The 12,671-nt window shown below is 74.5% G+C and carries 11 protein-coding genes and 1 pseudogene; 7 read left to right on the top strand and 5 right to left on the bottom strand.

The window, feature by feature from the left end; translation table 11 throughout:
- Positions 1-114: 114 nt before the first annotated feature.
- Positions 115-912 (bottom strand): hypothetical protein, encoded by a 798-nt coding sequence (locus tag ABZY57_RS15490; protein ID WP_356512042.1) that lies wholly within the window; start codon positions 910-912, stop codon positions 115-117.
- A gap of 286 nt (positions 913-1,198) precedes the next feature.
- Here ABZY57_RS15490 and ABZY57_RS15495 point away from each other — a divergent pair.
- Positions 1,199-1,750 (top strand): annotated as a pseudogene (locus ABZY57_RS15495) (transglycosylase family protein); the annotation flags it as partial.
- A 445-nt stretch (positions 1,751-2,195) separates the two neighbouring features.
- Here ABZY57_RS15495 and ABZY57_RS15500 read toward each other — a convergent pair.
- Positions 2,196-3,890: an MFS transporter gene (locus tag ABZY57_RS15500; RefSeq protein WP_356512044.1), complete on the bottom strand. Its 1,695-nt coding sequence runs from the start codon at positions 3,888-3,890 to the stop codon at positions 2,196-2,198.
- 249 nt (positions 3,891-4,139) lie between these two features.
- Between ABZY57_RS15500 and ABZY57_RS15505 the strand changes: the two genes are divergently transcribed.
- From ABZY57_RS15505 to ABZY57_RS15515, 3 genes are all read left to right on the top strand, one after another.
- Positions 4,140-5,246, top strand: a complete 1,107-nt coding sequence (locus ABZY57_RS15505; RefSeq protein WP_356512046.1) for a hypothetical protein — start codon at positions 4,140-4,142, stop codon at positions 5,244-5,246.
- 263 nt (positions 5,247-5,509) lie between these two features.
- A complete protein-coding gene (locus ABZY57_RS15510; protein WP_356512048.1) occupies positions 5,510-6,655 on the top strand; it encodes a phosphatase PAP2 family protein in 1,146 nt (381 codons plus the stop codon).
- Positions 6,656-6,685: 30 nt separating this feature from the next.
- Complete coding sequence (locus ABZY57_RS15515) at positions 6,686-7,864, top strand: family 10 glycosylhydrolase (protein WP_356512050.1); 1,179 nt, start codon at positions 6,686-6,688, stop codon at positions 7,862-7,864.
- Between the two features lie 46 nt (positions 7,865-7,910).
- On the opposite strand, the gene ABZY57_RS15520 is transcribed toward ABZY57_RS15515, so the two are convergent.
- On the bottom strand, positions 7,911-8,108 hold the full coding sequence (locus tag ABZY57_RS15520) for a DUF1918 domain-containing protein (RefSeq protein ID WP_254384814.1): 198 nt from the start codon (positions 8,106-8,108) through the stop codon (positions 7,911-7,913).
- Positions 8,109-8,148: 40 nt separating this feature from the next.
- Positions 8,149-9,099 carry a DMT family transporter gene (locus ABZY57_RS15525; protein ID WP_356512053.1) on the bottom strand — a complete coding sequence of 317 codons (951 nt, stop codon included), beginning with the start codon at positions 9,097-9,099 and terminating at the stop codon, positions 8,149-8,151.
- Between ABZY57_RS15525 and ABZY57_RS15530 the strand changes: the two genes are divergently transcribed.
- Genes ABZY57_RS15530 through ABZY57_RS15540 form a run of 3 tightly spaced genes read left to right on the top strand, consistent with a single transcriptional unit; the run spans position 9,098 to position 11,970 of the window.
- Positions 9,098-10,531 (top strand): PLP-dependent aminotransferase family protein, encoded by a 1,434-nt coding sequence (locus tag ABZY57_RS15530; RefSeq protein ID WP_356512054.1) that lies wholly within the window; start codon positions 9,098-9,100, stop codon positions 10,529-10,531. The two genes, ABZY57_RS15525 and ABZY57_RS15530, sit on opposite strands and share 2 nt — an antisense overlap.
- 31 nt (positions 10,532-10,562) lie before the next feature.
- Positions 10,563-11,138, top strand: a complete 576-nt coding sequence (locus ABZY57_RS15535) for a histidine phosphatase family protein (protein WP_356512056.1) — start codon at positions 10,563-10,565, stop codon at positions 11,136-11,138.
- Between the two features lie 49 nt (positions 11,139-11,187).
- The gene (locus ABZY57_RS15540; protein ID WP_356512058.1) at positions 11,188-11,970 is read left to right on the top strand and encodes an N-acetyltransferase; all 783 of its coding nucleotides are present in this window, start codon (positions 11,188-11,190) and stop codon (positions 11,968-11,970) included.
- Here ABZY57_RS15540 and ABZY57_RS15545 read toward each other — a convergent pair.
- Entirely contained in the window at positions 11,967-12,557 is a 591-nt protein-coding gene (locus ABZY57_RS15545; protein WP_356512060.1) for a carbohydrate-binding module family 14 protein, read from the bottom strand. The two genes, ABZY57_RS15540 and ABZY57_RS15545, sit on opposite strands and share 4 nt — an antisense overlap.
- Between the last annotated feature and the right edge of the window lie 114 nt (positions 12,558-12,671).

Raw genomic sequence — 12,671 nt, forward strand, 5'->3', positions numbered from 1 at the left:
CGCGCACCCCCGGCGCACGCCGCCCGGCCCCCTGGGCGGGGGTCGGACGGCCGTTTCGGGGACGGGAAGGCAGGGCGGGGCGGGGGCGCGGGCGCGGGCGCCGGGATCCGGGCCTCAGGCGCCCGGGGTACCCGCCAGCGGCATCGAGGCGGCGACCAGCTTGCCGTTGCGGGCGGCCTTGTCCAGGGCGTCGCGCAGCAGGTCCTCGCGGGGCTGCTGACCGATGGTGCCGACGGGGGCGGCGTACACCAGGACGCGCTGCGTCTTGTTGACGGCGGCCCGCCAGCCGTCGGTGACCGACAGCGGCCGGTGCGCCTGCCACCAGGCGATCTGACCGGGCTGGAGGACCGAGTGCAGCTGGCCCGCGGCGAGCAGGATCGACCAGCCGGTCAGGGCCTGCGGGACCTCCTCGGTGTCGGTCATGGGGATGAAGCCCTGCTCGATCAGGAGCGGGAGGAAGTCGTCGCCGGGACCGGTGGTGCCGGGGCGCGCGATGGGCGCGGTCGGCTCCACCACGAGGGCGGGGTGCAGCTCCCCGTTGATCAGGATCAGGCCGCTGGTGATGCCGAGGACGGCCTGGCCGCCGGGCACGGACTGCGGTACGTCGCCGGCGGGGGCGGCGGCCGGGGCGGGGCTGTCGCCCGTGATGGAGCGGACGGCGCCCTGGAGGTCCGCCTCGGGGACGGAGACGACCTGCGAGGGGATGCAGCCGGCGTGCGCGAAGGCCAGGACGGCCGTCTCGTCGCCGACGAACAGCACGGTGCTGGTCTGCTCGCGCTCGGAGTCGCCGGGGGTGCGGCAGGAAGTGCAGTCGTAGCTGCCCGGGGATCCGTCACCTGCGAGCAGCCGCTCGGCCTCCTCGTCGCCGATCTCGGCACGTACCTCATCACTGACTTCGAGCATGCGCGGCACGGGGTGGCTCCTCGGGACTAGGCGTGCGGGGCCGGGGGTTCCGGCTCGCCGGGCTCAACGGGGGAGTGGTGGCCGGGGTCACGCCGTTTGAGGGAACGGAATCGAACCGGACCCCCGAAGGAGTGAACGGTCCGACCGGGTCGTTGTTTTCGTGCCAACTCTTTTTTGGTTGTGCGCAGTTGATGGCCGGTGCTGGTCGGTTGCGCGGTGGGCCGAGCGGGTGGGGGCGCGCGGGGCGCGGTGTGGCGAGCGCGGGGGGTGGTACGGGGCTGCGTAGCGTGACGCGATGCGCAACTTCGGGGTTCCCGGTGGGGTGGGCGCGACGGCGCTGGCGGCGCTGCTGCTCTTTGGTCCCGCGTCGTCGTCTGCGGCGGTGGCGGCGCCGCCACCGCCCAGGCCGGGGGCGGCCGGCCGGGCGGTGGACTGCGGTCCCGGCGGCCAGTGGCCCTGGGACTGCGTGGCCGACTGCGAGAGCGGGGGCCGCTGGGCGGTGAACACGGGGAACGGCTTCTACGGCGGACTGCAGTTCTGGCAGCCGACGTGGGAGGAGCACGGGGGGCTGGCCTTCGCACCGAGGGCGGACCTGGCCACACGGGAGCAGCAGATCCGGGTCGGGGAGGAACTGCTGGCGAGCCAGGGCTGGGAGGCGTGGCCCGTGTGCGCGAACCGGTACGGGCTGGCGGGCCGGATGCACGTGGTGCGGAAGGGGGACACGCTGGTGGCGATCGCGCGCAGACACCGGGTGCGGGGTGGCTGGCAGGCGCTCTACGCGGCGAACCGGACGGTGATCGGCCCGCGTCCGCACGTGCTGCGGATCGGCACGATGCTGGCGCTCCCGGCCGTGCGGGCCGAGGCGCCGGTGCCCGCGGTGTCTCCGGCCCCGGCGGGCCCGGCATCCCCGGCAGCCCCGGCCACGCCGGTGCCGGGTGGGGCGCCCGCCGTGGCTCCGGCCGCGCCCGCCGCACCGCCTCCGGGCCCGTCGGCGCCGCCTTCCGGGGTGGCGCCGTCCGCGAGTCCCGCCCCGGTGGGTGGATCGAGGGTGTGAGCCCGGTGGGCGGGTGCGGTGCGTGCGGCCCTGCGGGGCGGAGTCCCCTACTCGCCCTTCGCACGTTCCCCGGGGCTGCGCCCCGGACCCGTTGTCGCGTGCGGCGCCGTTGCCGGGGGCCGGCCCCCGGATTCCCGCTCCTCACACGCCGGAGGGGCCGGATCCCGGCGGGGCCGGAGTTTCCCGGCTGGGCTGGAGTTTCCCGGCGGGGCCGGAGCGGGACCCCGCGTGCCGTGGGTCAGGCCGGGTGGCCGAGTGCCGGGTCGTGGTCGGGGGAGGGCTGGGCCGGGATGCGGGCTCCGGCCGGGGCTGGGATCGCCTCGGGGCCCGGCTGGGCGGGCAGGCGGACCTGGGCGGGCTCGGAGTCCGCGCACTCCATCGTGCGGGGGAGCCTCAGCGCCATCGCCGCTCCCGCCAGGAGCAGCGCCGCGCTCACCAGCAGCGTGACGTGCAGCCCGTGCACGAAGGAGTGCCGGGCCGCCGAGAACAGTGACTCGCCCGCGGGTCCGCCGAGCCGCGCCGCGATCTGGTAGGCCTCGCCCAGCGAGTGCGAGGCGCCGGCGGAGTCGGCCGCCGACACCCCCGGAACCGCCGCCAGGCCCGGCGCGTAGGCCGCGTTCATCACGCTGCCCAGCAGGGCGATGCCCATGCCCGCACCGAGCTGGTAGGAGGTCTCCCCGATCGAGGCGGCGCCGCCGGCCGTGGCGGCCGGAGCCTCGCTCAGCATGGACTCGTAGGCCGCGAACAGCGTGGTCTGGAGTCCGAAGCCGAGCAGGACGAAGCCCACGGTCAGCAGGACCGGCCGGTCGTGCTGGCCCATGAACGTCAGCAGGAGCACCGCGCCGGCCGTCAGGACGAAGCCCAGCGAGACCATCCTGCGCGGCCCGGTCCGGGCCAGCGTGTAGGAGCCGGTCGCACCCGCCGCCATCGCGGCGAAGGTGAGCGGCAGCAGGCGCAGCCCGGTCTCCAGCGGGCTCAGGTGCAGCACGAGCTGGAGGTACTGGACCGCGATCAGTTCCAGTCCGACGAGCGCCAGCATGGCCAGCACGATGCAGCCCACGGAGGTGGTGAAGGCCGGCCGCGAGAACATCCGCATGTCGATCAGCGGGTGCGCCCGCCGCTTCTGCCGGCGTACGAAGAGCACCAGCAGCCCCGCCCCGATCAGCAGCGGGACCAGGGCCTGCGGGTCGGTGAGCTGGCGTTCCGCGCCGAGCCGCTTGACCCCGAGCACCGCGCCGAGCACGCCGCCGGCCGCCATGAGCGCGCCGAGCACGTCCCAGGGACCGTCGGACGTGCCCTTGGACTCGGGCAGCAGCCACCGTCCCAGCGGCAGGATCATGATCATGAGCGGGATGTTGATCAGGAAGACCGAGCCCCACCAGAAGTGCTGGACCAGGAAACCGCCGAGCACCGGACCGCTGGCCGCGCCGATGGCGGCGACGGCGGTCCAGATTCCGATGGCGAGGGCCCGCTCGCGCCGGTCGGGGAAGACCTGGCGCAGGATCGACAGGGTGGCAGGCATGATCATCGCGCCGCCGACGCCCAGCAGGGCGCGGGCGGCGATCAGGACCTGGGCGCTGTCGGCGAGGGCGGCCAGGGCCGAGGCCGCGCCGAAGAGTCCGTAGCCGAGGAGCAGGACGCGGCGGCGGCCCACGCGGTCACCGAGGGTGCCGAAGAGGATGAGGAGGGCGGCGCACACGAGGGGGTAGGCGTCGACGATCCACAGCAGCTCCATCGGGCCGGGCCGCAGGTCTTCGGTGACGGAGGGAACGGCGACGTGCAGGATCGTCGCGTCGAGCGCGACGAGCACCAGGCTCACGCAGAGGACCGCCAGTACGGCCCAGCGGTTGGCCCCGCCGGAGGCCGCGCCGAGTAGCCGCAGTCGCTGCCAGGGGGAAGGGTTCCTGTCGCCGGTCACGTTCGTCCCCGACATGCATGTACCTCCCAGGTGATCCCTCGCACTCGGCGGACCAGCGTCTTTCGGGGCCACGGGTGGGGAGGGTGGCGTCCTACGGGGTCCGGCGTCGACATGCGAGTGAAGAGTCAGCGTACGCGAGTTCGGCTGTCCGACACGTGGTCAAGCTCTCATCCCGCCGCCGGCTGCGCTGTGGTGTGCGCCACTCGTTCCCCCTCGGCCCTTCCCGTCCGGGCAGGGCCGCCCCGGACCTCGATAATCATGCCCGTGAAGGATCTTGGATTTCGACGGGCCGCGCCCGCCCTGGCCGTGTTCGTGGCGGTGCGGCTGCTCGGGCTGACGGTGCTCGCGGTGTGGGGGGCGGTGGCCGGCAGCAGTGCGCACACCCTGCTCTCGGCCCGCTGGGACTCCCTCTGGTACGCCCGGATCGCCGCCGAGGGGTACGGGTACCAGGTGGCGCTCCCGAACGGCGACGTCCATTCCAACCTGGCCTTCTTCCCGCTGCTGCCCTGGCTGGAGCGGCTGGTCTCGGCCGTCACCGGGCTCGGCTACGGATCCGCGGGCCTGGTGGTGTCGGCGCTCGCCGGGCTCGCCGCGGCCTGGGGGATCTTCGCGGTCGCTGACCGCGTCCACGGCCGGCGGGCCGGGGTGTTCGCCGTCGGGGTCTGGGCCGCGCTGCCCGTCGGGATCGTCCAGTCGATGGCGTACAGCGAGTCGCTGTTCACCGCGCTGGCCGCCTGGAGCCTGTACGGGCTCCTGCGCGGGCACTGGCTCACCGCGGGCCTGCTCGCGGCCGGGGCGGGGCTGACCCGCCCGGTCGGAGCCGCCGTGGTCGCGGCGGTGTGGGTGGCCGCGGCCCTGGCCCTGCGCGGCGGGGAGCGTTCCTGGCGGCCGGTGGCGGGGGCGCTGCTGGCGCCGCTCGGCGCGGCGGGGTACGTGCTGTGGGTGGGCGCGCGCACCGGCGGCCTGACCGGGTACCTGGAGGTGCAGGGCGGCTGGGGCAACGGGTTCGACGGCGGCTGGGCGTTCGCCCGGTTCATCGGGGACCGGCTGGCCTCCGCGGCCTTCGCCGCCGGGATCGGACTGATCGCCGGGGTCGCGCTGGTGCTGTGGCTGTACGCGCTCTGCGTGCGGCGGCGCCAGCCGCCGCCGCTGCTGGTGTACGCCGGGATCGTGGTGGCCCTGGCCCTGTGCGCCTCCGGGTACTTCGGCTCCAAGCCCCGCCTGCTGCTGCCCGCCTTCCCGCTGGTGTTCCCGCCGGCGGTGGCGCTGGCCCGGTGGCGGACGGGCCGGGCGGCCGCGGTGCTGGGCGCGGTGGCCGTCGCCTCGGCCGCGTACGGGGCCTTCTGGCTGAACGGCTCGGGGCCGCCGTAGGCCCCGGCGGGAGGGAGCCCGGCGGCCCCGAGATCACGGAATGGATCGTTCCGCTCCATATTTGGGCAAAGCAATTGAGCGGGACCGATAAATGCAAGATAAGTGTGCGAGGAAAATGAGTGGAGGGTGAGACCTCCACGGGTCCAACCAAAGGCTAAATGCCGGGAATTAACTCCCGCGTGAGACCAACTCCACATCACATGGTCATCACAAAGCGTGTGGTTCGACCGGGCCGCCCATCGGCGCGCGGTAACGTCGATTGAGTGCGTACCGACCAAATCCTGCCCAGACTGGAGCGGGTGTTCGCCCGGCTGGACCGGGAACCAGAGCGACCGGCTCATCTGCAAACACCGCGGATGAGCCGGCACCGCGTCGTGCTCCTCGGCGCGAACCTCGCCTTCTACCTGGCAATCGTCGTCGCGGTCCTGACCACTTCCTGGCTCGTCCGCCTCGACTGGCAGATCATGTTCTTCCGGCCGTACGAGCAGTGGCCACAGCTCCACGCCTTCCTCGACTACCTCGTCGTCCTGGGTCAGCGCGGCCCCACCGCGGTCATGGTCGCCGCCTGGCTCGGCTGGCGGTCCTGGCGGCAGCACACCCTCCGCCCGCTGATCACCCTCGGTGTGGCGCTGCTGCTGCTCAACATCACCGTGGGCGCGGTCAAGCTGGGCCTGGGCCGGCTCGGTCCGCACTACGCCACCGAGATCGGGTCCGCCGAGCTCTTCGCCGGCGGCGATATATTTCCTTCCGGCCACACCGCCAACGCCGTGGTGACCTGGGGAATCCTGGCCTACCTGGCGTCCACGGTGGTCACCCGCCGGGTGCTCTCCCTGGTGTCCGCCGTGGTCTCCCTGAGCGTCGGCGCCACGACCGTCTACCTGGGCACCCACTGGGTCAGCGACGTCCTGCTCGGCTGGCTCGCCGGCCTGCTCGTGATGCTGGCGCTGCCGTGGTTCGAGCCGCTCATCGCCCTGGTCGAGGCCTACGTCTTCGACGTGCGCGCACGGCTGCGCAGCCTCGTGGAGGCCGGGCAGGTGCCCGAGGCCCTCACCGGGCTGCTCGTCCCGCTGCTCTCGGCCGGAGGCAAGTGGCAGCTCCAGCGGGCCGCAGCCGAGCCGGCCGAGCGGCCGTCGGCGCAGCCTGCGCCGCCCGTGGTCGTCCTGCGGCAGCCCGAGCAGGCCGAGCCCGCGCAGGTCCCGGTCCCGGCGTCGGCTTCCGCTTCCGCCTCCGGTTCCGCCCAGGCCGCGGGGCACCAGCCGGCCGCCCGGCCCGCCGCGCACCTCTCCGGCCGCCCGCACCTGATCCGTTCCGAGCGGACCCCGCTCACCCCGGCCGGCAGCCGCCGCCCGGCCCACGCCGACCGCGCCCCGGTGCGCGGCGCGGCGCCCCGCCCGGCCGCGGGCGGCTGAGCCGGACGGTAAGCACCCTGCCGCGCATCCATGGCGGGGGGGGGGGGGGCGGCCGGGGGCGCGGGGGCGGGGGCGGGCAAGGCCGCGTTCCGCGGGATGTGGGTCGCCTCCGTGCAGAACGTGGACTGGCCGTCGCGGAGCGGGCTTTCCGCACGGGAGCAGCGCGCCGAACTGCTGGCCCTCCTCGACACCGCCGTCGCCCGCCGCCTCAACGCGGTGATCCTCCAGGTCCGGCCGACCGCCGACGCGATGTGGCCCTCGGCGCGCGAGCCCTGGTCGCAGTGGCTGAGCGGCGAGCAGGGGGTCGACCCGGGCTGGGACCCGCTCGGCACGGCCGTCGCCGAAGCGCACGCCCGGGGGCTGGAACTGCACGCCTGGTTCAACCCGTACCGGGTGGCCAACCACACCGACCGGAGCCTGCTCGTCCCCGGGCACCCGGCCCGCCGCAACCCGGGCTGGACCGTGCCCTACGGCGGCAAGCTGTACTACAACCCCGGGCTACCGGAGGTCCGCCGCTTCGTGCAGGACGCCATGCTCGACGCCGTCGCCCGCTACCCCCTCGACGGGGTGCACTGGGACGACTACTTCTACCCGTACCCCGTCGAGGGCCGCGATTTCGACGACGACTCCGCCTACGAGCAGTACGGCCGGGCCTTCGCGACCCGCGCCGACTGGCGCCGCCACAACACCGACACCCTGGTCCGCGAGATGTCCGAGCGGCTGCGGGCGCTGCGCCCCGCGACGCGCTTCGGCATCAGCCCCTTCGCCGTCTGGCGCAACTCCGACCGCGACCCGCTCGGTTCGCCGACGCAGGCGGGCGTCGCCACGTACGACGACCTGTACGCCGACACCCGCACGTGGGTGCGCGAGGGCTGGATCGACTACATCGTGCCGCAGGCGTACTGGCAGCTCGGGCACCCGGCCGCCGACTACGCCGCCATCGTCCCCTGGTGGGCGCGGACCGTCGCCGGCACCCGCGTCCAGCTCTACGTGGGGGAGGCGCTGTACCGCTGCGACGCGCAGAGCTCCACCGCGGCCTGGCGCGATCCGCGCGAGCTGTCCCGGCACCTGCGGTTCGCCGCCGGATACCCGGAGGTCCGCGGCCATGCCTACTTCTCCGCGAAGCAGGTGGTCGCGGACCCCAACGGGGCGTTGGCCCACGTGGTCGCCGATCACTATCCGACGCCGGTGGCGGTGCCGCCGCGCTGATCCGGTGCGCTGCGGCGGACCCTCTCCGGTGCTCCGGCCGCCGTCCTCAGCGGTCGTGCTCGGCCGGGTGCTTCACGACGCAGTCGGGGCCGGGGGACATGACGGCCTCGTGTCCGTCCGTGAAGCGGACGCGGTAGGGAGGGGTTCCGTTCTCTCCCAGGACCTGGGTGATCTCACCGACCTTGTCGTGCTGGCCCACGATCCTGCCGTGCTGAACCAGCTGGTCGCCCTCGGTCGCGCGCATGCTGACCTCCTCGGTGGCGGTCCGATCCGGTGCTAGCAGTTTAGGTCGTTTGGCCCCTTTTTGACCCATCGGGCCGCTGGGTCACGGCGATGCAGACGAGCACCGCGCAGGCGGCGACCGGGGCGGCCGGGGACAGCCGCTCGCCGAGCAGCAGCACCGACCACAGCAGGGTCAGCAGCGGCTGCGCGAGCTGGAGCTGGCTGGCGCGGGCGGCGCCGATCTCGGCCATGCCGCGGTACCAGACGTACAGGCCGAGGAAGGAGGATCCGACCGCCACCCAGACGAGCCCGGCCACCCCGCGGCCGGTCGGATCGGCCGGTTCGTACGCGAGCCCGAGCGCGGAGCCGGCCACGCCGATGGGCAGGCACAGCACCAGCGCCCAGGCGATCACCTGCCAGCCGGGCAGCAGCCGGGCCAGGCGCCCGCCCTCGGTGTACCCGGCCGCGCACACCAGCAGCGCGGCGAACAGGAAGGCGTCGCCGGCCGAGAGGGCGCCGCCGCTCTGGGCCACGGTGAAGCCGAGGACGACGGCCGCGCCGGCCACGGCCGCGGCCCAGAACCGCCGCGAGGGCCGGGCTCCGGTGCGCAGCGAGGAGACGACCGCGGTGGTGAGCGGCAGCAGGCCGACCACCACGGCGGCGTGCGAGGTGGTGGAGGTCTGCAGGGCGAGGGTGGTGAGCAGGGGGAAGCCGACGACCACACCGCCGGCGACGACCGCCAGCCCCGCCCAGTGGGCGCGGGCGGGCACCGGGACGCGCAGGGCCAGCAGGAAGGCGCCGGCCGTCAGGCCCGCGAGCAGACAGCGCAGGCCGAAGAGGGACCACGGGCCGAAGCTCTCCAGGCCCCAGGCGGTGCCGGGGAAGGTCAGCGAGAAGGTGACGACTCCGGCCGCCGCGAGCGTGGTGCCTCCGGGGGCGGGTCGGGGCCGACGCGCTGTGGCGCCTCCAACTGCTATCGCGTTGGGGAGAGTAGCGCTATTCTGTGCTGTCATGTATGAGCGTAGCAGTGTGGCGGAACTGGCGGAATCCCTTCGAGTCGAGCTGGACCGCTACTCGGTGGGTGGAAAGCTCCCGTCGAGCCGGGCCCTGGTCGAGCAGTACCGCGTCAGTCCCGTCACCGTCTCCCGGGCCCTCGCCCAGCTCGCCGCCGAAGGCCTGGTCGTCACCCGCCCCGGAGCCGGGGTCTACCGCGCGCAGCCCCGTACGCACACCCAGGAGCTCGGCGACACCTCCTGGCAGGCCGTCGCCCTGAGCGCCGAGGACTCCGGTGAGGTGGTGCCGCGCTCCGTGGACGCCTCCGGAGTGCTGGTCACCCTGGCCGCCCCGCCGGCCGGGGTCATCGAACTGCACAGCGGCTACCTGCATTCCGCGCTCCAGCCCGAGCGGGCCATGGCGGCGGCCCTCGCCCGGGCCGGCCGGCGGCCCGGAGTGTGGGGACGGCCGCCCGTGGAGGGCCTGGCGGAACTGCGGGACTGGTTCGCCCGCGAGATCGGCGGGGCCGTCGCGGCCGGGGACGTACTGGTGACCGCGGGCGGCCAGAGCGCGCTGGCCACCGCGCTGCGGGCGCTCGCCCCGCCGGGTGCGCCGATCCTCGTCGAATCCCCGACCTACCCGGGGCTGCTGGCCCTCGCGCGGGCCGCCGGCTGCCGGCCGGTGCCCGTCCCGGTGGACGCGGACGGGGTCCGGCCGGAGCTCCTGGCCGCCGCCTTCGAAGCGACCGGGGCGCGGGTGTTCGTATGCCAGCCGCTGTTCCAGAACCCGACCGGGGCCGTGCTGTCCGGCGAGCGGCGGGGCGCAGTGCTGCGGATCGCGCGCGCCGCCGGGGCCTTCGTACTGGAGGACGACTACGCACGCTCCCTGGCCCACGAGGACTCGGGCCCGCTGCCCGCGCCGCTCGCCGCCGAGGACCCGGACGGGGTCGTCGTCCACGTGCGGTCGCTGACCAAGGTCACCTCGCCCAGCCTGCGGGTGGGCGCGCTGGCGGCCCGGGGCCCGGTCTTCGACCGGCTGCGCGCCATCCAGGTCGTGGACAGCTTCTTCGTGCCCCGGCCGCTCCAGGAAGCCGCCCTGGAACTGGTCGGAGCACCCGCCTGGCCGCGCCACCTCAAGGCCGTCGCCGCCGAGCTGCGCCACCGCCGGGACGTCCTCACGGGGGCGCTGCGCAGGGAGCTGCCGGAGCTGGAGGTGCCCCATCCGCCCCGTGGCGGCTACCAGCTGTGGGCGCGGCCCGGCGGGAGCGGCGACGACGCGGCCTTCGTGGCGGCCGCCCTGCGGGCCGGGGTCGCGGTCGCGCCGGGACGGCCGTACTTCTGCGCCGAACCGCCCGCTCCGTTCGTCCGGCTGAGCTTCGCCGGGGTGTCCGGCGCGGGCGAGCTGACCGAGGCCGTCCGGCGGCTGCGGTCCGGGCTTCGTCTCGACGCTTGACCTCGTGCGACACCCGGATCACCATCGCCGCATGCATGTTCGGGTTTCGCTAGTCGCAGCAGCCCGTGGTACCTCGCTGCTCGCCGAGCGCTTCGACGACGACCGCCCCCTCGACGTGGACGGCTGGCGCGCGGTGGAATCCGCCGCGCGAGGGCTGGTCCCGCTGGGCTCGGCCGAGCTCCGCTACTGTTCGCCGACCTCGCGCAGCCGGGCCACCGGGACCGCCCTCGGCTACGCCCCCATGGCGCAACCCGCCCTGCGCGAGTGCGACATGGGGTGCTGGCGCGGGCTCACCCTGGCCGAGGTGGCGGCCCGGGACCCCGCGGCCGTGGACCTCTGGCTCACCGATCCGCATGCCGCGCCGCACGGCGGGGAGTCCCTGCTCGACTTCATCGCCCGGATCGGCGGCTGGCTCGACACCCGGCCGTCCGACGACGGGGGAGCGATCGTGGCGGTGGCCGAGCCGTCGGTGGTCCGGGCGGCCCTGGTCTACGCCCTGAACGCGCCGCCGCTGACGTACTGGAACGTGGACGTCCGCCCCCTGGCCACGCTCACCCTCGCCGGCGGGCCGCGGCGCTGGCACCTCTCCCTCCAGGCGCCCGTCTGAACCCGCAAAATCGGTTGAGGCGCAGGTGGGGCGTGCCTAGCCTGCGGGCATGGACGACATCACAGACATGGGCGCCGCGGGCATCCGGATCACCACGCTCGCGGAGCGGCCCGAACTCGCGGCCCGGCTCTGGGACATGAAGGACTCGTGGCCCGAGTTCGCCCAGCACGACTCACTGGCCTGGCTGCTGTATCCGCGGATGGTGGCCGAGTTCCCCGAATACGTCCTGATCGCCACGGACGGGGACGTGGTGGTCGCCCGGGGCTTCAGCGTGCCCTTCGCTCAGCACGCGCCGGGCCGCGACGGGGTGCTGCCCGCGCAAGGTTGGGACCGGATCCTGATGTGGGCCTTCTCCGACCTGCGGCGCGGGGTCGAGGCCGACACCGTGAGCGCGATCGAGATCAGCGTCGCCACCGACCGGCAGGGCGAGGGCCTGTCCGGCCGGATGCTCGCCGCGATGCGGGAGACCGCCCGGGCGCGCGGTTTCGCCGAGGTGGTGGCGCCGGTCCGGCCCAGCGGAAAGCCGGCCGAGCCGGACACCTCGATCCACGCGTACGCGTACCGCACCCGCGAGGACGGCCTCCCGTACGACCCGTGGCTACGGGTCCACGTGCGGGCGGGCGCCGTCATCGACTCGGTGGCCCCGCTGTCGATGACGATCACCGGTTCCCTCGCGCAGTGGCGGGAGTGGACCGGCCTGCCCTTCGACACGGCCGGCCCCGTCCGCGTCCCGGGCGCCCTGTCCCCGGTCCACTGCGAACCGGAGCAGGGATTCGCGGTCTACGTGGAGCCGAACGTCTGGGTCCGGCACGCGCTGGGGTCCGCCGCCTAGAGGAGCGCGATGGGGGCGGTGGCGGAGGAGGGGAGATAGATCCCCGCGATGCCCGCGTAGGTGGCCCGGTAGCCGCGCAGGAGTTCGTCCAGCGGGATCGTCAGCCGGGCCGGGGTGTCGCAGCGGGCAGCTCCGAACTGGTCGGTGACGGCGGTGCACAGCGTCCGGCCGCCCACGGTGGTGAAGGTGACCGGTACGCCGTCCAGCCCGGCCGGAGCCTCCGCGATCCGCACGGTGGTGCTGAGGTTCCTGACCCCGAAGAGCAGCCCGTTCAGCTTCGCCGGACCGGCCGTGGCGACCGTGGCCACGGCGGGCCGGACCAGCTCGGGGGCCGCGCAGAGCTGCGTGCCGGGAGCGTAGACCTCTCCGGTGGGGCAGGCCACGACGGTGGCGACCCCGCCCGCGCACTGTACGTAGAACCGGTGGTCCTGCAGGCGCGGCAGCCGCCCGGTGGCGCCGCCGGCGCAGGAGCCCTCGGCGGCGCTCGCGGGCGCGGCCCCCACTCCGAGGGCGAGGACCGCCCCGGCGGCCAGTGCGGTCAGCGAGGCCAGTGCCCTGACGACCGGTCCCTTGGCGATGCGTAACACCCTTGCCCCCAGCTCACTCAGTGTGACGGAATGAATACGAAGTGACTATAGGGACGGGTGTGTGGCGGGCGCAACGCTCTCGGACCATCGCCAGGGCGTGCGAATACCCGCTAG

Origin of the sequence: Streptomyces sp. NPDC006450, assembly GCF_040612195.1 — a bacterium.
Lineage (GTDB): Bacteria > Actinomycetota > Actinomycetes > Streptomycetales > Streptomycetaceae > Streptomyces.

What these genes read in the sequence shown, in the direction of transcription:
- ABZY57_RS15500 (WP_356512044.1), bottom strand. Translation starts at nt 3,890, where the DNA reads ATGTCGGGGACGAACGTGACCGGCGACAGGAACCCTTCCCCCTGGCAG.
- ABZY57_RS15515 (WP_356512050.1), top strand. Translation starts at nt 6,686, where the DNA reads ATGGCGGGGGGGGGGGGGGCGGCCGGGGGCGCGGGGGCGGGGGCGGGC.
- ABZY57_RS15520 (WP_254384814.1), bottom strand. Translation starts at nt 8,108, where the DNA reads ATGCGCGCGACCGAGGGCGACCAGCTGGTTCAGCACGGCAGGATCGTG.
- ABZY57_RS15530 (WP_356512054.1), top strand. Translation starts at nt 9,098, where the DNA reads ATGTATGAGCGTAGCAGTGTGGCGGAACTGGCGGAATCCCTTCGAGTC.
- ABZY57_RS15525 (WP_356512053.1), bottom strand. Translation starts at nt 9,099, where the DNA reads ATGACAGCACAGAATAGCGCTACTCTCCCCAACGCGATAGCAGTTGGA.
- ABZY57_RS15535 (WP_356512056.1), top strand. Translation starts at nt 10,563, where the DNA reads ATGCATGTTCGGGTTTCGCTAGTCGCAGCAGCCCGTGGTACCTCGCTG.
- ABZY57_RS15540 (WP_356512058.1), top strand. Translation starts at nt 11,188, where the DNA reads ATGGACGACATCACAGACATGGGCGCCGCGGGCATCCGGATCACCACG.